This is a genomic window from Streptomyces composti (assembly GCF_012034205.1).
Classification (GTDB): Bacteria; Actinomycetota; Actinomycetes; order Streptomycetales; family Streptomycetaceae; genus Streptomyces; species Streptomyces composti.
This window is the reverse complement of sequence record NZ_JAATEM010000010.1, coordinates 65,743-83,155: the sequence shown is the minus strand read 5'-3', so window position 1 is coordinate 83,155 and position 17,413 is coordinate 65,743. Positions and strand designations below refer to the sequence as shown.

The 17,413-nt window shown below is 71.3% G+C and carries 17 protein-coding genes, 1 tRNA gene and 1 pseudogene; 9 read left to right on the top strand and 10 right to left on the bottom strand.

All coding sequences use genetic code 11. The features are described 5' to 3' along the window. Nucleotides 1–155 precede the first annotated feature (155 nt). On the bottom strand, nucleotides 156–491 hold the full coding sequence (gene wblA, locus HCJ93_RS10250; RefSeq protein ID WP_206317198.1) for a transcriptional regulator WblA: 336 nt from the start codon (nucleotides 489–491) through the stop codon (nucleotides 156–158). A 419-nt stretch (nucleotides 492–910) separates the two neighbouring features. Between wblA and HCJ93_RS10240 the strand changes: the two genes are divergently transcribed. Then, complete coding sequence (locus HCJ93_RS10240; protein WP_167993318.1) at nucleotides 911–3,190, top strand: transglycosylase domain-containing protein; 2,280 nt, start codon at nucleotides 911–913, stop codon at nucleotides 3,188–3,190. A 196-nt stretch (nucleotides 3,191–3,386) separates the two neighbouring features. Here the strand turns inward: HCJ93_RS10240 and HCJ93_RS10235 are convergent, their stop codons facing one another. Beyond that, a complete protein-coding gene (locus tag HCJ93_RS10235) occupies nucleotides 3,387–3,854 on the bottom strand; it encodes a GatB/YqeY domain-containing protein (RefSeq protein WP_167993317.1) in 468 nt (155 codons plus the stop codon). Nucleotides 3,855–3,985: 131 nt separating this feature from the next. Here HCJ93_RS10235 and HCJ93_RS10230 point away from each other — a divergent pair, with 131 nt between their 5' ends. The 5 genes from HCJ93_RS10230 (at nucleotide 3,986) to HCJ93_RS10210 (ending at nucleotide 6,984) form a co-directional block, all read left to right on the top strand. After that, the gene (locus HCJ93_RS10230) at nucleotides 3,986–4,912 is read left to right on the top strand and encodes a metallophosphoesterase (RefSeq protein ID WP_167993315.1); all 927 of its coding nucleotides are present in this window, start codon (nucleotides 3,986–3,988) and stop codon (nucleotides 4,910–4,912) included. A gap of 208 nt (nucleotides 4,913–5,120) precedes the next feature. Further along, nucleotides 5,121–5,864, top strand: coding sequence for a Pr6Pr family membrane protein (locus HCJ93_RS10225; RefSeq protein WP_167993313.1), 744 nt, complete (start codon nucleotides 5,121–5,123; stop codon nucleotides 5,862–5,864). 67 nt (nucleotides 5,865–5,931) lie between these two features. Next, nucleotides 5,932–6,005, top strand: a tRNA-Pro gene (locus tag HCJ93_RS10220). A gap of 319 nt (nucleotides 6,006–6,324) precedes the next feature. After that, complete coding sequence (locus tag HCJ93_RS10215; protein ID WP_167993311.1) at nucleotides 6,325–6,546, top strand: hypothetical protein; 222 nt, start codon at nucleotides 6,325–6,327, stop codon at nucleotides 6,544–6,546. Nucleotides 6,547–6,723: 177 nt separating this feature from the next. Continuing rightward, on the top strand, nucleotides 6,724–6,984 hold the full coding sequence (locus HCJ93_RS10210) for a twin-arginine translocase TatA/TatE family subunit (protein ID WP_167993309.1): 261 nt from the start codon (nucleotides 6,724–6,726) through the stop codon (nucleotides 6,982–6,984). A 283-nt stretch (nucleotides 6,985–7,267) separates the two neighbouring features. On the opposite strand, the gene HCJ93_RS10205 is transcribed toward HCJ93_RS10210, so the two are convergent. Both HCJ93_RS10205 and HCJ93_RS10200 read right to left on the bottom strand, forming a co-directional pair. Continuing rightward, a complete protein-coding gene (locus tag HCJ93_RS10205) occupies nucleotides 7,268–7,489 on the bottom strand; it encodes a hypothetical protein (protein ID WP_167993307.1) in 222 nt (73 codons plus the stop codon). A gap of 94 nt (nucleotides 7,490–7,583) precedes the next feature. Next, entirely contained in the window at nucleotides 7,584–7,799 is a 216-nt protein-coding gene (locus tag HCJ93_RS10200; RefSeq protein WP_167993305.1) for a hypothetical protein, read from the bottom strand. Between the two features lie 329 nt (nucleotides 7,800–8,128). On the opposite strand from HCJ93_RS10200, the gene HCJ93_RS10195 reads away from it, so the two are divergent. Further along, nucleotides 8,129–9,100 carry a sporulation protein gene (locus HCJ93_RS10195; RefSeq protein ID WP_167993303.1) on the top strand — a complete coding sequence of 324 codons (972 nt, stop codon included), beginning with the start codon at nucleotides 8,129–8,131 and terminating at the stop codon, nucleotides 9,098–9,100. Between the two features lie 197 nt (nucleotides 9,101–9,297). After that, nucleotides 9,298–9,753, top strand: a complete 456-nt coding sequence (locus tag HCJ93_RS10190) for a tellurite resistance TerB family protein (protein ID WP_167993301.1) — start codon at nucleotides 9,298–9,300, stop codon at nucleotides 9,751–9,753. A gap of 31 nt (nucleotides 9,754–9,784) precedes the next feature. Here HCJ93_RS10190 and HCJ93_RS10185 read toward each other — a convergent pair whose 3' ends face one another. The 3 genes from HCJ93_RS10185 to HCJ93_RS10175 form a co-directional block, all read right to left on the bottom strand. Then, nucleotides 9,785–10,720: a M56 family metallopeptidase gene (locus tag HCJ93_RS10185; RefSeq protein WP_167993299.1), complete on the bottom strand. Its 936-nt coding sequence runs from the start codon at nucleotides 10,718–10,720 to the stop codon at nucleotides 9,785–9,787. A 6-nt stretch (nucleotides 10,721–10,726) separates the two neighbouring features. Next, entirely contained in the window at nucleotides 10,727–11,119 is a 393-nt protein-coding gene (locus HCJ93_RS10180; RefSeq protein ID WP_167993297.1) for a BlaI/MecI/CopY family transcriptional regulator, read from the bottom strand. A 175-nt stretch (nucleotides 11,120–11,294) separates the two neighbouring features. Next, a complete protein-coding gene (locus HCJ93_RS10175) occupies nucleotides 11,295–13,097 on the bottom strand; it encodes a S9 family peptidase (RefSeq protein WP_167993295.1) in 1,803 nt (600 codons plus the stop codon). A 124-nt stretch (nucleotides 13,098–13,221) separates the two neighbouring features. Between HCJ93_RS10175 and HCJ93_RS10170 the strand changes: the two genes are divergently transcribed. Continuing rightward, complete coding sequence (locus HCJ93_RS10170; RefSeq protein WP_309141364.1) at nucleotides 13,222–14,139, top strand: SURF1 family protein; 918 nt, start codon at nucleotides 13,222–13,224, stop codon at nucleotides 14,137–14,139. Here the strand turns inward: HCJ93_RS10170 and HCJ93_RS10165 are convergent. The 3 genes and pseudogenes from HCJ93_RS10165 to HCJ93_RS10155 form a co-directional block, all read right to left on the bottom strand. Then, the gene (locus HCJ93_RS10165; protein ID WP_167993291.1) at nucleotides 14,109–15,569 is read right to left on the bottom strand and encodes a hypothetical protein; all 1,461 of its coding nucleotides are present in this window, start codon (nucleotides 15,567–15,569) and stop codon (nucleotides 14,109–14,111) included. The two genes, HCJ93_RS10170 and HCJ93_RS10165, sit on opposite strands and share 31 nt — an antisense overlap. Next, entirely contained in the window at nucleotides 15,566–16,141 is a 576-nt protein-coding gene (locus HCJ93_RS10160) for a SigE family RNA polymerase sigma factor (protein WP_167993289.1), read from the bottom strand. The genes HCJ93_RS10165 and HCJ93_RS10160 overlap by 4 nt, the downstream gene beginning before the upstream one ends. Nucleotides 16,142–16,566: 425 nt before the next feature. Continuing rightward, nucleotides 16,567–17,396, bottom strand: a pseudogene (locus HCJ93_RS10155) (IS5 family transposase). Nucleotides 17,397–17,413 lie beyond the last annotated feature (17 nt).

Here is a 17,413-nt window from a genome sequence, read left to right as displayed (position 1 = left end):
GTTCCCTGGCCGTTCCCGTCGAGGACATCCCTGGCCGTGCCCGCCAAAGGAACACACCGACGCCCGTCAAAGGAACACTCCGACGCCGTCGAGGGCCCGCAGCAGGGCCCTCAGCTCATCGGCTCCCGAATCCCTCGGCTCGGCCGGCGGAGCCCTCAGCTCACCGCCGCGTAGTTCTCGTAGACCTGGTCGTCGCCCATCGGCACACCGGCTCCGCGCTCGTACTCCGAGCGGGCGGTCTCCAGCAGCCGGCGCCAGGAGGTCACGGTGGGCCTGCGGCGCAGCAGCGCCCGGCGCTCACGCTCGGTCATGCCTCCCCACACGCCGAACTCGACGCGGTTGTCCAGCGCGTCGGCCAGACATTCGGTGCGTACCGGGCATCCCGTGCACACCGCCTTGGCCCTGTTCTGCGCTGCTCCCTGAACGAACAGTTCATCCGGATCGGTAGTGCGGCAGGCAGCCTGCGCACTCCAGTCGGTAACCCAGCCCATACCGGCGCCGTCCTCTCCCGAATCGAGGCTCCCCCACGGCGGCAGCGGCATATTCACCGTCGCCAGTTGAGGACGTTACGGAAGGTGGGCACGACGCAACACCCCCAGCGGGCCCAATCTTGAATGGTCCGAACGGACTATGGGTAAGCGGCAGATCACCCGCGGGAGTGAGCTGGCGACATGCGCGGCAAACCGGGCATATGGGGTCAGTTCAGTTGCGCCACAACGGACACCAAGTGACACACAAGGCGATTCGGGGCACGCACTCGACTCTCTCTCCACAAAGAAAGCCGAGAAGGTCCGAGACGATTCGGGGTCGCCGGACGTATTGATACGTGGCCTCACTGCTGTGACAGTCGAGAGCAGCTTAGGCCAAGGCATATACGCCTGTCCGGCGAATGAGAACGTAGGCTGCTCTCATGTCAAACAAGCGCTCGGGCGGTGGTCTGTCCCCCACGCAGCAGGCCGCCAAGTTTCTCGGTGTCAGTGTCCTCGCGGGAGCGGTGCTGGCCGGAATCGCGCTGCCCGCCGTGGGCGCGCTCGGGCTGGCGGCCAAGGGCTCGGTCGAGAGCTTCGACGAGCTCCCGGCCAACCTGAAGACCCCTCCGCTGAGCCAGCGCACCACCATCCTGGACGCTCAGGGCGGCACCATCGCCACGGTCTACTCGCGCGACCGCACGGTGGTCGACCTCAAGGACATCTCGCCGTACATGCAGAAGGCGATCGTCGCGATCGAGGACTCGCGCTTCTACCAGCACGGCGCCGTCGACCTGAAGGGCGTCCTGCGCGCCCTCAACCGCAACGCGCAGGAGGGCGGCGTCGCCGAGGGCGCCTCCACGCTCACCCAGCAGTACGTGAAGAACGTCTTCGTCGAGGAGGCCGGCGACGACCCCACCAAGGTCGCCCAGGCCACCCAGCAGACCATCGGCCGCAAGATCCGCGAACTGAAGTTCGCGATCCAGGTCGAGGAGGAGCTGGGCAAGAAGAAGATCCTCGAGAACTACCTCAACATCACCTTCTTCGGCCAGCAGGCCTACGGCGTGGAGGCCGCCGCCCAGCGCTACTTCTCCAAGCCCGCCAAGGACCTCAACCTCCAGGAGTCCGCCCTCCTCGCCGGCATCGTGCAGTCCCCGAGCCGCTACGACCCGGTCAACGACGAGGCCGAGGCGACGAAGCGGCGCAATGTGGTGCTCCGGCGGATGGCCCAGGTCGGGGCCGTCTCCCAGGAGGAGGCCGACAAGGCGGCCAAGGCCCCGCTCGGGCTGAACATCAGCAAGCCGAAGAACGGCTGCATCACCGCGGTCAAGGGCGCGGGCTTCTTCTGCGAGTACGTGCACGAGGTCTTCCTGAACGACCCGGCGTTCGGCAAGACCAGGGAGGAGCGGGCCAAGATCTGGAACCGGGGCGGCCTGACCATCCGCACCACCCTGGACCCGCAGGCCCAGGAGGCCGTGCAGCGGTCGGTGAAGGACCACGTCAACCAGAGCGACGACGTGGCGACCGCCGCCACCATCGTCGAGCCCGGCACCGGCAAGATCCTGGCGATGGGCCAGTCCCGGCCGTACGGCATCGACACCAAGAAGAACGAGACGACGCTCAATCTCGCGGTCGACGACGCCATGGGCGGCGGCGCGGGCTACCAGCCCGGTTCCACGTTCAAGCCGATCGTCGCCGCGGCGGCCCTGGAGAACGGGGTGCCGCCGACCAAGAAGTACGCCTCGCCGTACAAGATGAACTACCCCTCGCCCGTCCAGGCCTGCGACGGCAAGGTGTGGAACGAGCAGAACGTCCCGGTCGAGAACGAGAACGAGTCCGAGGTCGGCCCCTACGGTATGAAGGAGGCGACCGCCAAGTCGGTCAACACCTACTTCGTCGAGCTGATCAGCGAGATCGGGATCTGCCCGGTCACCGAGATGGCCGAGAAGATGGGCGTCCAGCGGGCCGACGGCCGCAAGATGCAGCAGGCCCCGTCCATCGCCCTGGGCACCCAGGAGGTGTCCCCGCTGACCATGGCGAACGGCTACGCCACCTTCGCCGCGCGCGGCATGCACTGCACCCCGATCGCCATCGAGTCGATCACCCAGCGGATCGGGGGCAAGGAGAAGTCCCTGCCGGTGCCGAAGTCGACCTGCTCGCGGGCCATGTCGGAGAAGACCGCCGACACCATCAACACGCTGCTCAAGGGCGTCGTCGAGGACGGTACGGGCACCCAGGCCGGCCTCGGCAGCCGGCCCAGCGCGGGCAAGACCGGTACGACCGACGAGCGCTACGCCGCCTGGTTCGTGGGCTACACCCCGAACATGGCCGGCGCGGTCTGGGTCGGCGACCCCGCGCACAAGCGGAAGATGATCAACATCTCCATCGGCGGCCGGTGGCACGGCAAGGTCTTCGGTGGCCAGGTCCCCGGCCCGATCTGGCGCGACATGATGAACGGCGCGCTGGAGGGCAAGGACGCCCCCGACTTCAACCTCGTCGACATCCCGGACGACCGCCGTGACCGTGACCGGGACCGCGATCACGACGACGACCGCGACAGGGGCCGCGACAACGGCGGCTTCATCGGCGGCCTGATCGGCGGCGGCAACGGCGGCCCCGGCGGGGGCAACGGCGGCCCCGGCGGCCCGGAGCCCCAGCCGACGTTCTCCCTCCCGGAGGGCTTCATCCGCGGCCCGGGCAACGGACCGGGCGGCCGGGACTGAGGCAGGACCTGGACTTCCGGCTTCCTGCCCTGCTGACCTACGCGAGCGGCCCCTTCTCCTCCACCGGGGAAGGGGCCGCTCGCGTGCACAGACCTGTTGGCGTGCGCAGGCCCGTCGGCGTGCACAGACCCGTTGGAACCGGACCGGGCTGGACCGGATGGGACCGGACGGGGCCGTGTGGACCGAAACCGGACCTTCAGCCGCCGGCCAGCATCTTCTTCACCGCGGCGGCGACCCGGCCGCCCTCCGCCTGGCCCGCGACCTTCGGGTTCACGATCTTCATGACGGCGCCCATGGCGCGCGGCCCCTCGGCACCGGCCGCCTTCGCCTCCTTGACCGCCTGGGCGACGATCGCGTTCAGCTCGTCGTCGGACAGCTGCTTCGGCAGGTACTGCGCGAGCACCTCGCCCTCCGCCTTCTCCCGCTCGGCCTGCTCGGTGCGCCCGCCCTGCGCGAAGGCCTCGGCCGCCTCACGGCGCTTCTTGGCCTCACGGGTGATCACCTTGAGCACATCCTCGTCGGAGAGCTCACGCTTCTCCTTGCCCGCGACCTCCTCCTTGGTGATCGCGGCGAGCGTCAGGCGCAGCGTGGAGGAGCGCAGCTCGTCGCGCTCCTTGATCGCGGCGTTGAGGTCATCCTGCAGCTTGGACTTGAGCGTGGTCATGACTTGATTGTCGCAGGTGCGCAGGGCAGGACGCCTGCTGATTTAAGGGGCGTACGGGAAAAGGCCGTTCGTACGTGCGGCCGGCGGACGGCGTGGCACGGCGGCCGCCCGCGGTCTGACACGATGGGCCCATGCGCGCGCGATACGGAATCCCCCTGGGAATCACGGCGGCAGGCGCCGCCGGACTGCTGTACGCGGCGGGCTTCGAGGCCCGCTCCTTCCGGCTGCGGCGGGTGACGGTCCCCGTCCTGCCGTCCGGGATGCGCCCCCTGCGCGTGCTGCAGGTCTCCGACATCCACATGGTCAGCGGCCAGCGCAAGAAGCAGCGCTGGCTGCGCTCGCTCGCCGGCCTGCGCCCCGACGTCGTGATCAACACGGGCGACAACCTGTCCGACCCCGAGGGCGTCCCCGAGGTGCTGGACGCCCTCGGCCCGCTGATGGAGTTCCCGGGCGCCTATGTCTTCGGCTCCAACGACTACTACGGCCCCCGCCTGCGCAACCCCGCCCGCTACCTGATCGAGAAGGCCCAGGGCAGGCACGGCCTGAACGGCAACCCGCCCGCCGTCGGCGTCGTCCACAACCCCTGGGAAGAGATCCGGGACGGCTTCGACGCCGCGGGCTGGCTCGACCTGACCAACACCCGCGGCACCCTCAAGATCAACGACGTGTCCATCGAGCTCACCGGCCTCGACGACCCGCACATCAAGCGGGACCGCTACGGCGAGGTGGCCGGCGGCCCGTCGTCCTCCGCCGACTTCTCCATGGGCATCGTCCACGCCCCCTACCTGCGGGTCCTGGACGCCTTCACGGCCGACGGCTACCCCTTGATCCTGGCCGGCCACACGCACGGCGGCCAGCTGTGCATCCCCTTCTACGGGGCCCTGGTCACCAACTGCGACCTCGACACGGACCGCGTGAAGGGCCTGTCCACCCACACCGCCGACGGCAACACCGCCTATCTGCACGTCTCCGCAGGCTGCGGCACCAACCGCTACACCCCCGTCCGCTTCGCCTGCCCCCCGGAGGCGACCCTCCTCACCCTCACGAGCCGGGACTGACGGCCCCGCCGGGGGACTGCCCCATCCCCCGGCCCGAGCCCCGCCCCCTCCCCAGCCCCGGGCCGCCAGCCCGTCCCCACACTGGCCCCATACTGCGCCGCCAACCCGTCCCCAAGCCCGGGCCGCTGTCCCACCCCCAAGCCGGGCCTTAACCCATCCGCATCACAACAAATCGCACCAATCGAGTCATACCTCCCACCCTGGAGGCATGACAGCCCCGATACCCAGGGACATCCCGGACCTGCCCGCCGTCCCGATGCCGTCCCGCTCGCTGCTGCCCTCCCCGGTGCCGGCCCGGGCGGTGGTCCCCCCGGTCCGCCGCCCCCTCGCAGCCACCTACCGCCTGCTCCTGGCCGCCACGGCCGTCGCGTCCGCAGCCGCCGAACTCCTCCTCGGCAGCCCCACCCGCGTCCTGAGCTACTTCACCATCCAGAGCACGCTGCTTCTGGCCCTGGTCACCCTGGCCTCGGCCCGCCGCGCCTGGACCGCCCGCCACCCCCTGCCGGGCGCGATCACCGGCGCCGCCCTCCTCTACGTCGTCATGGCGGCCCTGGTCCACCACATCCTCCTCGCCGACGCCAAGCCGGCCTTCTCCATGACCGGCGAGACGGGCCTGCTGGAGACGGCGGCGGCGCACACCCTCCACACCGTGCTCCCGGTCGCGGCCCTGCTGGACTGGCTCCTGCTCTCCCCCTCCGGCCGCATGCACATCCGCCAGGCCACGACCTGGATGCTGTATCCCCTGGCTTACCTGGCCTTCACCCTGGTCCGCGGCGAGCTCCTCCCCGGCAACCCGGCCGCCTACCTCTACCCCTTCCTCGACGTCACCCGCGACGGCTACCGCAGCGTGCTGGCCAACGCCCTCCTGGTGGGCCTCTCCTTCTACGCCCTGGCGGTCCTCCTAGTGGCCCTCGACCACGTCCGCCCGAACCCGGACCGCCGCCTGCGCTGAAACCGGATTTCGTCTCCGGCCACCCGTGGGCTAAAGTAAACGTCGTCGCCGCGACAGCGACGACGCTCGGGGTGTAGCGCAGCTTGGCAGCGCGCTTCGTTCGGGACGAAGAGGTCGTGGGTTCAAATCCCGCCACCCCGACAGAGAAACACCAGGTCAGGCCCGGTGCTGAGAGATCAGCACCGGGCCTGGCCTGCTTTGTGGCCCCGTTTCGGGAGCCGTTGGGGAGCCCACTTCCTGAAACCGGCTCCCGGCGAGCGGCCGTCCGCCGTCCGGCCCGCGTCGATCGCTGTTCTCCACGCACGTCTTTCGGACATTGCATCCGAACTTCCCCTGACTGCACTGCAGTTGGAGGAATCACCTTCTATTCTTCTACAGTCTTGTAGAGAGCGGACCGGGTTCACGTGCGTGTCGGCACGTGGGGACCCGGTTCCCGCGGTGTCACCCCTGGGAGGGCGTCATGGCCTCGATCGACCTGGACAAGGTGCTGGACAAAGCGTGGGCGGACAAGAGCCTGCCCGAGATCCTCGCGGCACCTGTCGCCGCGCTGAAGGGCGTGTCCGACCGGGACGGCGAACTCCTTCAGGAGGCGTTCGGCGTCAGGACGGTCGCCGACCTCGCGGACCTGAAGTACGTGCGCTGGGCCCAGGCGCTCGCCGCCCTCGACGCCGCCTCCAAGTAGCCCTGACGGCTTCCGTCGGCACCGCCGCCCGCGCGCGGGGGTGCCGATGCCGGCCCCGGTCGGCCGGCACACGCCGCGGATGAGGGGCGGCAGGAGACCGAAAACCCGGCCTTCCCGCCCCTTCTACATCGCTGTAGATTTGCAGCTCCGAGACGGCCCCTGAGAGAGCGGAAGACAGTGTTCGGAATCAGCGAGATGGCGGTCCTCCTGATCGTCGTCATCCTCCTCATCGGCGCCAAGAAGCTGCCCGAACTCGCCCGCAACGCCGGCAAGGCCGCCCGCATCCTCAAGAGCGAGGCCAAGGCGATGAAGTCCGACGGCCCTGTGGAGCCGCAGGCCACCTATCAGGTCACCGACAGCCGCCCCCTCCAGAACCCGGCCGGCGACGAACGGCCCGACGCATCGCCGGGCCCTGCCTCGGGGAACATGCGCCCCTGAGCCGTTCGTGGGGGCGGCCGGTCAGGAAGTCCGGGTCCGTCCCGCACGTGCGGGACGTCCGGTCCTGCGGTTGCCCGCCTCCTCGGACTCGGCCGAGAAGCTCTCGTCCTGCGGGAAGTCCGGAGCCTGGAACGGGTTGGTGGCCGGACGGGGTGATGCCGCACCGGAGCGGCGGGGCCGCGCTTCGGGCGCGGAGAACAGCGACGTCGAGTCGATGAGAGGTCTGCCTTTCGTTACGGGTCCCCGGGGGAGACCCGGCGTGCCGAAACCTGGCACGGAGGTCCTACAGCTTGGTCATCTTCGCGTACGGGCTCAAGATCCGCATTCGCGCCGAGCCGAAATCCACGAGCGCCGCGACCCCGTCCTCGACACCGAGCACCCGGCCGAGGCCGTACACGTCATGTGTGACCTGATCGCCGGTGGCGAAGTGCTTGGGGGTCGGTGCGACCGGGGCCTTGAAGGGGCTGGTGGGCAAGTGACGCTTGGACGCCGCAGGCTTTGTCATGACTCAGTATGCGCCCATTCCGGCTCCGCCTGCTGTGGCCATCGGCACACGAGCGGGATGTGGCGGCCTCGTCGTGCGGCTGAACCGCCGATGATCAGGGGCTGCTCGCCTGCGACAGGCTGTCGGCCATCTGACCCACGACATGGAGAATGCCCTGCCCGAAGCTGGTCGGCGCGATCAGCACGCCGAAGACCAGCACGATGACCACCGTCAGCTTCTCGTCGGACCGGCTCCGGGCCTGGGTTCGCCGACGGAGTCGTAAGACGATGATGACTGCCAGCAGAAACGCCACGTTGATGTTCAGAACCACCTGACCATCACTCCCGTACGCATCGCTTCCACGCACCGCTTCCCTGCATAGCCCGGCTTCGACGGCGCGGGGTCTCGATCGCGAGGAAATGGCGACGGACTGCCCGGCAATGACCGAATGTCGCGGGAGGTGCCCGAAGGCCGGGCGGAGTCGCTGGTGGTGGTCGTGGCGGAGGTGCTCGGGCAGGTGGGTGGCCGGTTGTGGGCGAGTCGCCGGCGATCAGGCACTGTCCGAGCGAGCTGCCGCTCTATGCTTCTACTCACTTGTAGAAGGACGGTGTCCGGCGCCGTCCTTCGGTGAGGCACGCATGTGAAGGAGTGGACGCCAGGATGGTGTTCAAGCGACTGCTCGGCTCGCTCGGCGTGGGCGGGCCCACCGTCGACACGGTGCTGGACGCGGGGCCGTTCCGGCCCGGCGGGGCGCTGTCGGGGCAGGTACGCCTCAAGGGCGGCAACGCGGCTTTCGACATCGAGCACATCACCCTGGAGCTGGTGGCCCGCGTCGAGGCCGAGCACGAGGGCGGTGAGCGCGAGGGCGTCGTCGCCTTCGAGCGCTACACGGTCGGCGGCGGTTTCCGCCTCGCGGAGGGCGAGGAGCGCAGCGTGCCGTTCAGCGTGACGCTCCCGTGGGAGACGCCGGTCACCGAGCTGCACGGGCAGCCGCTGGGCGTCGTCCTCGGTGTGCGCACGGAGCTGGCGGTGGCGGGGGCCAGGGACAAGGGTGATCTCGATCCGCTGGCCGTCGGCCCGCTGCCCGTGCAGGAGGCGATTCTCGAGGCGTTCGGTCAGCTCGGCTTCGGTTTCAAGTCGGCCGACCTGGAGTACGGGCGCATCGGCGGCACCGGCCAGCAGTTGCCCTTCTACCAGGAGATCGAGCTCACCCCGGCACCGCAGTACGCGCACCAGGTGAACGAGATCGAGGTGACCTTCCTCGCCACCCCGGGCGGTATGGAGGTGGTCCTGGAGGCGGACAAGCGCGGCGGCTTCTTCTCGGCGGGGCACGACGCGCTCACCCGTTTCACCGTCGGGCACCAGGACGCCCGCGACTGGAACACGGAAGTCGACGGCTGGGTACGGCAGTTGATCGAGCAGCGGGCGGCCCACGGCTCGCCCGGGTCCTTCGGCGCGTACGGCCACGGGGAGCACCACCACGGTGGGCACCGGTCCGGGCCCGGCATGGGTACCGCCATCGCGGCGGGTGCGGCCGGGCTCGCGGTGGGTGTGGCCGGCGGGATGGTGGCCGCCGAAGTCGTCGACGAGGTGGGGGACTTCTTCGAGGGAGAAGAAGAGGACGAGGGCTGAAGAGGGCTGACGAAGACCGGCGGGGACTGAAGAGGGCTGAAGAGGGCTGAAGAGGGCTCGGGCGGCTGGTGCAGGCCGGCGGGCCGGTGGGGGAACTCGGCAGGGAACTTCTACGTTGTTGTAGAAGATGTGGGCGGCGGTCCGGGCGACGTCCCGGGCCGCCGCGCCGCGAAGCCCCCTCACTTCTTGGAGAGCGCATGGCCCTGTGGGACCGGATCAAAGAGTCCGCATCGACGATGCAGACCCAGCTGATGGCGAAGAAGAACGAACTGACCAGCGGTGCCTTCCGCGACGCCAGCATGGCGATGTGCGCGCTGGTCGCGGCCGCCGACGGCACGATCGATCCTTCGGAGCGTCAGCGGGTGGCCCAGCTGATCGCCACCAACGAGGTGCTGAAGAACTTCGCGCCGGACGACCTGCACCGCCGCTTCGAGGAGAACCTCAGCCGTCTCACCGCTGACTTCGCGCTCGGCAAGGTCAGCGTGATGCAGGAGGTCGCCAAGGCGAGGAAGAAGCCCGCCGAGGCCCGCGCCGTCATCCAGATCGGCATCGTCATCGGCGGCGCCGACGGCGACTTCGACAAGGACGAGCAGGCCGTGGTGCGGGAGGCGTGCTACGCCCTGGACCTGCCGCCGCACGAGTTCGACCTCTGAGCGACGCGGCGCACCGCACCGGCCCCGTGCCTCACAGGGGCGTCGCCGCGCGGAGGATGAGGACCATCGTCACCGCCGAGTTGGCCGACGACATGGCCGACACGGCGGCTCCCGCGGCGGCCCCCCAGGCCGCGAGACCGACCGAGGTGAACACCGGGGGCCAGCGGCGCGCCGTCGGTGCGGGAGCGAGCAGGGCCGCGACCCGGCGCGGCACCGGTCCCACGGCGGCCAGACCGGCCAGCGTGGGTATCGGCGTGCCGCGGGAGACGAGGGCGGCCTTGCCGATCGCCGAGGCCACGGTCCGGCGGCTGCCGATTGTCTGGGCCGCGTCCTCGTCCGCCCAGCGTTCCGCGGTGTACGCCACCGCGGTGCGCAGGGGACGCAGGAAGGGGTTGGCCCGGGCGGCCAGCTGCGCCACCAGGAGTAAGCGGTGGTGGCGGGCGGCGAGATGGGCCCGCTCATGGGCGAACAGCGCCCGGCGCTCGGCCGGTTCCAGATGCTCCAGCAGAGCCGTGGTCACGACCACGCGGTCCTGCCTGCGGCCGCCCGGGAGGGCGTAGGCGTAGGGGACGTCGTCGGGCAGGACCGCCACCCGCTTGCCGCGCACCCCGGCCAGCGCGCGGTGGGCGCGGCGCCGTACCCTGCCGTGCCGCCACAGGGTACGGGCGCAGGCGGCCAGCACCAGGACGAGCGCCGGGATGGCGGCCCGGCCCGCCACCTCGTCGTACGGCACCGCCTCGCGCACCTCGGGGTCGGACCAGCCGTCGGGCAGCGGATTGCCGGGGAGCTGGGCCGTGCCGACCACCATCAGCAGAGCGAGGCAGACGGTGCTGCACACCGCCATCACCGCGGTCACGGCCGTCAGCAGCCGGGTCGCGGTCCGGGGATGCAGATGCTGCTCGGCCAGGCGCGCGACGGGCCAGGCCGTCAAGGGCAGCACCAGCGGAAGAAAGACGAACACCCCCATGAGGCTTCAGTCTTCCCCTTCGTCCTCCGCCTGCCGCAGCAGTTCCCGCAGCAGCCGCTCGTCGTCCGGCCCGAGACCGGTGACGAAGCTGGCCAGCACCGCCTCCCTGTCGCTCTGCGCGTCCAGCACCTTGCGCATCTTGCGTGCGGCCAGTCCGGCCTGATCGGCGGCCGGGGTCCAGGCGAAGGACCGGCCCGCGCGCTCACGGGTGACGGCGCCCTTGGCGAGCAGCCGGGTCAGGATGGTGACGACCGTCGTATAGGCGAGGTCGCCGCCCAGCCGCCGCTGCACCCAGCCGGCCGTCGCGGGGCCGTCGGCCTCCCGCAGCGCCGACAGGACCATCGCCTCCAACTGGCCCTGACCGCGCCGCCGCCGGGGACGCTGCTGTTCCTCCCCCACGCCTCGTCTCCCTTCCGGCACCGCCGTCTGTCGTACGGGCGGACATCGTATAGACGCCCTCCGGTTCCCTCCTCCGCATGTCCGGCCGGCGTACCGGCCTCCGCATGTCCGGCCGGTGTACCGGCGGACGGCCGGCCGTGGCGAGGGGAGGCCGGGGCCTCCCCTCCGGCTCCGCTCAGGGCAGGTGCCGCGCGGCGAAATCCAGTTCCAGGCGGACCTGCTTGATGCGTTCGTCGACGACCAGGGAGCCGTGACCCGCGTCGTAGCGGTAGACCTCGTGGACCGCGCCCCGTTCCTCCAGCCGGCGGACGTAGTTCTCGATCTGGCGGATGGGGCAGCGCGGGTCGTTGACGCCGGCCGAGATGTAGACGGGGGCCTTGACCTGGTCGACGTAGGTGATCGGGGAGGAGGCTTCGAAGCGCTCGGGGACCTCCTCGGGGGTGCCGCCGAGGAGGGTGCGGTCCATCGCTTTCAGGGCCTCCATCTCGTCGTGGTAGGCCGTCACGTAGTCGGCGACGGGGACGGCGGCGATGCCCAGCGCCCAGGCGTCGGGCTGGGTGCCGAGGCCGAGCAGGGTGAGGTAGCCGCCCCAGGAGCCGCCGGTGAGGATCAGCCGGTCGGGGTCGGCGAGACCGGAGTCGATCGCCCACTCGCGGACGGCGGCGATGTCCTCCAGCTCGATCAGGCCGACCCGGTGCTTGAGCGCGTCCGTCCAGGCGCGGCCGTAGCCGGTGGAACCGCGGTAGTTGACGCGGACCACCGCGTAGCCGTGGTCGACCCAGGCGGCGGGTCCCGCGGCGAAGGAGTCGCTGTCGTGCCAGGTGGGACCGCCGTGGATGTCGAAGACAGTGGGCAGCGGTCCCGTGGCGCCGGCCGGTTTCTGCACCAGGGCATGGATGCGGCCGCCGGGCCCCTCCACCCAGACGTCCTCCACCGGCACCGAGCCGGGCGACCTCATGCCCGGCGGATCCAGGACGACACCGCCGGCGGTGGAGCGGACCGCGGAGGGCTCGGCCGCGGACGACCACAGGTACTCGACGGTGCCGTCCGGGCGGGCGGTGGCGCCGGAGACCGTGCCGGGCGGGGTGGGCAGCTCGATCAGCTCGCGCGCGGAGAGGTCGTAGCGGAACAGCTCGCTGCGGGCCTCGAAGCTGTGCACGATGAGCAGCCCGGTGCCGTCCGGATACCACTCGGCGCTCACGTCGCCGGGGAGTTCCACGGCCAGGTCGGTCTGCTCGCCGGTGGCCACGTCCCACACCATCGGCTCCCAGCGGCCCCGGCGCTGGTGGCCGACGAGCAGCCGGGTGTCCCCGGCGACGGGCGCGAAGCCCAGCACCTCCAGGCCCAGCTCGCGGGTGCCGCCCTCGGTGTCGTCGAGGTCGGCGACGGTGCTGCCGTCGGGGCGCAGCACGCGCAGCGCGGAGTGCATCGCGTCGCCGTGCTCGGTGTGCTCGATGGCGATCAGGGAGCCGTCGTGGGAGAGATCGCCGACGCCCGCGGACTCGCGGTGCCGGTAGATCTCCACGGGCCGCTCGCCGATGCGGGCGAGGTGGATCGTGGTGCCGTCCTCGTCGGTGGAGCGGCCCACGACCGCGGTGCGCCCGTCCCGGCCGAGGGCGAGCCCCGCGGGGTAGGACGGGTCGAGGCCGGGCACGGCCAGCTCGTCCTCGCCGCCGGTGAAGCGCTGCCGGCGCCAGACGCCGAACTCGTCGCCGTCCTTGTCGTCGAACCACCAGATCCACTCGCCGTCCGGGGAGAGGACACCGTCCGTGGTGCCGTTGGGCCGGTCCGTCACCTGGCGCTGCTCGCCGGTCCTGCGGTCCCAAGCGTACAGCTCGTAGGTGCCGGTGGCGTTGGACACGAACAGCGAACGGTCGGGGGCGTCCTCCGCCCACTCGGGGAGGGACACTCGGGGGGCCCGGAATCGCTTCTCCCAGTCGGGCATCTCGGAGGCGGGGGCGGCGTGTGGCTCAGTCATGGGGCCATACTGCCCGCTCGGAGGGACATCGCACCGCCACCCCCGCCCGGCCTGTGGACAACCTTCGCGAGCCCTCCAGGACCCCCACGGTTCCCGGCCGGCGGCTGCCCCGTACCGTTGTGGTGTGTACCGGTTTCTGCTGACCCCCCGGTGGTGGGGGATCAACCTCTTCGTGGTGCTCGCCATCCCCTTCTGCATCTTCATGGGGTCCTGGCAGCTCGGCCGGTTCGAGGACCGGGTCGACGGCCACCGCAAGGCCGAGGAGCAGGTGGCGTCCGCCCGGAGCGAGGCCCCCCGGCCGCTGGACGCGATGCTGCCGGTGACCAAGGAGACCTCCGGCAAGCAGGTCACCGCGCGCGGGCGCTACGACGAGCAGCTGCTGGTGCCGGACCGCGAGCTGGACGGCAAGCGGGGCACCTATGTGCTGACGCTGCTGCGCACGGACGGCGGCAAGGCCCTGCCGGTGGTGCGCGGCTGGCTGCCCGGCACGCCCGACCCGGCGGACGTGCCCGCGCCCCCGTCCGGCGAGGTGAGCGTGACCGGTGCGCTCCAGGCCTCCGAGACCCCGGGCAACAACGGGGTGAGCGCCCGCGGCGGGCTCCCGCAGGGACAGACGGCGGCGATCAGCGCGGCGTCCCTGGTGAACCTGGTGCCCTACGACGTGTACGACGCGTACGTCACGCTCAACCGCGGCGACTCCGGGATGAAGGCGGTCCCGGCCACCGCGCCGGGCGGCACGGGGCTGGACCTGAAGGCCTTCCAGAACCTGGGCTACACCGCCGAGTGGTTCGCCTTCGTGGGCTTCGTGGTGTTCATGTGGTTCCGGCTGCTGCGCCGCGAGCTGGAGTTCGCCCGTGACGCGCAGCTCGGGCTGGTCCCGGACGGGGCGGCCGACGAGAAGAACGGTACGGTCGAGACGAACGGGACCGTCGCGGCGACGGACGGTGCGGCGAGCCCCGGCGCGTCCGGCGGGACGGCGAGATCCGGCGCGTCCGGCGCGTCCGGCGAGGATCAGGTCGCCGTCAGCAAGCCCGTCCAGTAGACCGAGCCGGCGCAGGCCTTGCCCACCACGGCCGACGCGGAACCGCTGCCCGTCGCAGGCGTGTAGGTGACCGTGACGCTGCCGTCGGCCGGGCCGTCCGCCCTGAGCATCTGAGCGGCGGTGCCGGTGTCGCCGCCCGTGGTCGCCCCCTCGCTGTCCTGCCCCGGCTCGTCGGTGGGCGACGGGTCGGTGGTGGGGCCGCCCGTGGAACCGCCGGAGGAGTCACCGGGGGTGGGGCAGGTCTCGGTGGGCACCCAGGCGAACTTCACCTCGTAGGCCTCGCCCGGCTTGAGCACCAGCTGCGGCACCTCCAGGGAGGGGTCCGGCAGCGCGGCGGCCGGGTCGCCCGCGACATGGCGCGAGGCGCCGATCCTCGCCCGGTCGGCCGCGCCCGCCGGGGTGACGGTCACACCGCCGGGGCCGGTGACCGTGCAGCTGTCGCCGGAGATGTTGCTGACCCGGAAGGAGCCGTAGACGGCGCCGGTGGAGTCGGGGGCGGCGCTGGTGGCGACCGCGGGACCGAGGTCGGCGCTGGTGCAGGCGGGGGCCTCGGCGGTGGTGCCGGCGGAGGGGCCGGTGCCCTCGGTGGCGCCCTGGGTGGCGCCGGGGCCGGTGCCCTTCTCCTTGTCCTCGCCCTTCCCCTTGCCGCCCCTGCCGGCCTCGTCGGAGGAGCCGCCGGCGGTGGTCTCGCCGCCCGCGCCGCCCACGGCGTCGCCGGTGCCGCCCTGGGTCTGGGAAGCGTGGCCGACGGCGGAGGGGTTGGCGTCGGAGCCGGTCCTGTTGGAGACGTGCACGAGGGCCGGGACGGCAGTGCCCACGAAGAGGGCGGCGGCGGCCATGCCGATCATCGCCTGGCGCTTGCGGGCCCGGCGGGCGGGGACCGCGCGGCGCAGATACTCCAGGGTGCCGTCACTCGGCTCGACCTGCTGCACCGCCCGGTGCAGCAGCTCGCGCAGTTTCTGCTCGTCCGCGCCGAGCCCCTCGGGGCCCTGGTCGTCAAGGCCGTCGTTCCCTGCTCCGTTCCCAGCGTGCGTTTCGTCGGCCCGGGGCCCCCGAAGCGACGTGGGTTCCCGCTCCCGCCCGGCCTCGTCGGGCGCAGCAGGCTCGCCCTCCCGCTCAGTCTCGTCGGGCGCAGCAGACTCGCGCTCCCGCTCAGCCCCGGCCGACGCAGCAGACTCGCCCTCCTGCCCGGCCTCGTCGGACGCGGCGGACTCGCCCTCCCGCTCGGCACTTTCCGCCACAGCGGACTCGCGCTCCCGCTCAGCCTCGTCGGACGCGGTGGGTTCGCTCTCCCGCTCAGCCCCGACGGACGCAGCAGGTTCGCGCTCCTGCTCGGGCGCTGTGCCCTCGGGCCGGTGCTCGGGTCCTGTCTCCTCCGGGCGGTGCTCCGGCCCCGTGCCCTCGGGCCGGGCGGTGCTGCCGTTGCTCATGCCGGCGCCTCCATGGCCAGCCGCAACGCCGCGATGCCCCGCGAACCGTACGCCTTGACCGAGCCCAGCGAGATGCCGAGGGTCTCGGCGACCTGGGCCTCGGTCATGTCGGCGAAGTAGCGCAGCACCAGCACCTCGCGCTGGCGGCGCTGCAGCCCCTTCATCGCCTGGATGAGGGAGTCGCGCTCGAGCTGCTCATAGGCCCCCTCCTCCGCGCTCGCCATGTCCGGCATCGGCTTTGACAGCAGCTTCAGCCCCAGGATGCGGCGGCGCAGCGCGGATCGGGAGAGGTTGACGACGGTCTGGCGCAGATACGCCAGGGTCTTCTCCGGGTCGCGGACGCGCTTGCGGGCGGAGTGCACCCGGATGAACGCCTCCTGGACGACGTCCTCGCAGGAGGCGGTGTCGTCGAGCAGGAGCGCGGCGAGACCGAGCAGCGACCGGTAGTGGGCCCGGTAGGTCTCGGTGAGGTGGTCGACGGTCGTTCCGGCCGCCACTGCCTCGTCGGCGCCGTCACGCTGGTTGGGGAGGCGGGCCGGCCGCGCTGCTGGCATCGGCGCGATCACCGGCATGCCACCGGGCGACCCGGCCAGACGGGGTCGGACGGCCTGGCGGGGGCGCAGGCCCAAGCCAGGCGGCGCTGTGAAGTCGAGTACCTCAGCCACGCAAGTTGGACACGTTTCCCCCCGAAAGGGTTGTACGTGCCGGGCGTCACTCGTGCACCGACGTCCTTTGCCCTCATGTGCCCCGCTCATCCCCTATGTCGCGTCATGACGGGCGTCCCCACGCCCGGTTCCAGGCGTCCCCACGCACCGGAAAGGGTGACCGCATAGACGCTCCCCGCCCTCCGCGCGGTTGCGGAGAACGGGGAGGCAAATTTACACAGGCCCGACATGGGATCTTAGTGCTGAGCACAATTTTTCCGCCTGACGGGCCGGACCAGGGCGGGATGCTTCGCCTCCCGGACCGAGGCAGGGCTAGGAGTTGTCTTCAAATGTCACGTCCACATCAGCAGCGATGCGAGGGTGACGGCTGCTTGGTAGGACTCGGCGGTCTTGTCGTAGCGGGTCGCGATACCGCGCCACTGCTTCAGGCGGTTGAAGCACCGTTCCACCACGTTGCGCCGCTTGTAGAGCTGCTTGTCGAAGACTGGCGGGCGCCCTCCTCGGCTGCCACGCCGGAGCCGGTTGCGGACCTGGTCGGATCGCTCGGGGATGGTGTGGCTGATGCCCCGGCGTCGCAGCCAGGTCCGGATGGCCCTGGAGCTGTAGCCCTTGTCGCCGAGTACGTGGGCGGGCCGCACGCGGGGCCGTCCCGGTCCGATGCGGGGCACCCGGATCTCCTCCATCACGGCCGTGAACTGGGTGCAGTCGTTGGTGTTCCCACCCGTGACCGTGAAGGCGAGCGGGCGGCCAAAGGCGTCGCAGGCCAGGTGAATCTTGCTGGTCAGGCCACCCCGGGAGCGTCCGAGGCCGGGGCTGCGGAGCCCCCTTTTCGGGCTCCGGCGGCGTGCTGGTGGGCCCGCACGACCGTGGAGTCGACCGACACCAGCCAGTCGATGTCCCCGGCCGCATCCGCCCGTGCCTGGGCGGCACGGAGCATCCGCTCGAAGGTGCCGTCCAGGGCCCAGCGGCGGAAGCGGGTGTGCAGCGTGTGCCACGGACCGTACCGCTCGGGCACATCCCGCCAAGCGGTGCCGGTCCGGAACTTCCACACGATCCCGTTGAGCACGGTGCGGTCGTCCAACCGCTTCCGCCCCCGCAAGGACTCGGGCAGCAGCGGCCGGACGAAGTCCCACTCAGCATCGGACAGTTCATGGCGACGTATCACCCCACCATGATCCA

Coding starts and splice junctions, on each gene's coding strand:
- HCJ93_RS10195 (WP_167993303.1), top strand. CDS start 8,129: ATGGTGTTCAAGCGACTGCTCGGCTCGCTCGGCGTGGGCGGGCCCACC.
- HCJ93_RS10240 (WP_167993318.1), top strand. CDS start 911: ATGTCAAACAAGCGCTCGGGCGGTGGTCTGTCCCCCACGCAGCAGGCC.
- HCJ93_RS10190 (WP_167993301.1), top strand. CDS start 9,298: ATGGCCCTGTGGGACCGGATCAAAGAGTCCGCATCGACGATGCAGACC.
- HCJ93_RS10185 (WP_167993299.1), bottom strand. CDS start 10,720: ATGGGGGTGTTCGTCTTTCTTCCGCTGGTGCTGCCCTTGACGGCCTGG.
- HCJ93_RS10235 (WP_167993317.1), bottom strand. CDS start 3,854: ATGACCACGCTCAAGTCCAAGCTGCAGGATGACCTCAACGCCGCGATC.
- HCJ93_RS10230 (WP_167993315.1), top strand. CDS start 3,986: ATGCGCGCGCGATACGGAATCCCCCTGGGAATCACGGCGGCAGGCGCC.
- HCJ93_RS10205 (WP_167993307.1), bottom strand. CDS start 7,489: ATGACAAAGCCTGCGGCGTCCAAGCGTCACTTGCCCACCAGCCCCTTC.
- wblA (WP_206317198.1), bottom strand. CDS start 491: ATGGGCTGGGTTACCGACTGGAGTGCGCAGGCTGCCTGCCGCACTACC.
- HCJ93_RS10160 (WP_167993289.1), bottom strand. CDS start 16,141: ATGCCGGTGATCGCGCCGATGCCAGCAGCGCGGCCGGCCCGCCTCCCC.
- HCJ93_RS10165 (WP_167993291.1), bottom strand. CDS start 15,569: ATGAGCAACGGCAGCACCGCCCGGCCCGAGGGCACGGGGCCGGAGCAC.
- HCJ93_RS10225 (WP_167993313.1), top strand. CDS start 5,121: ATGACAGCCCCGATACCCAGGGACATCCCGGACCTGCCCGCCGTCCCG.
- HCJ93_RS10215 (WP_167993311.1), top strand. CDS start 6,325: ATGGCCTCGATCGACCTGGACAAGGTGCTGGACAAAGCGTGGGCGGAC.
- HCJ93_RS10175 (WP_167993295.1), bottom strand. CDS start 13,097: ATGACTGAGCCACACGCCGCCCCCGCCTCCGAGATGCCCGACTGGGAG.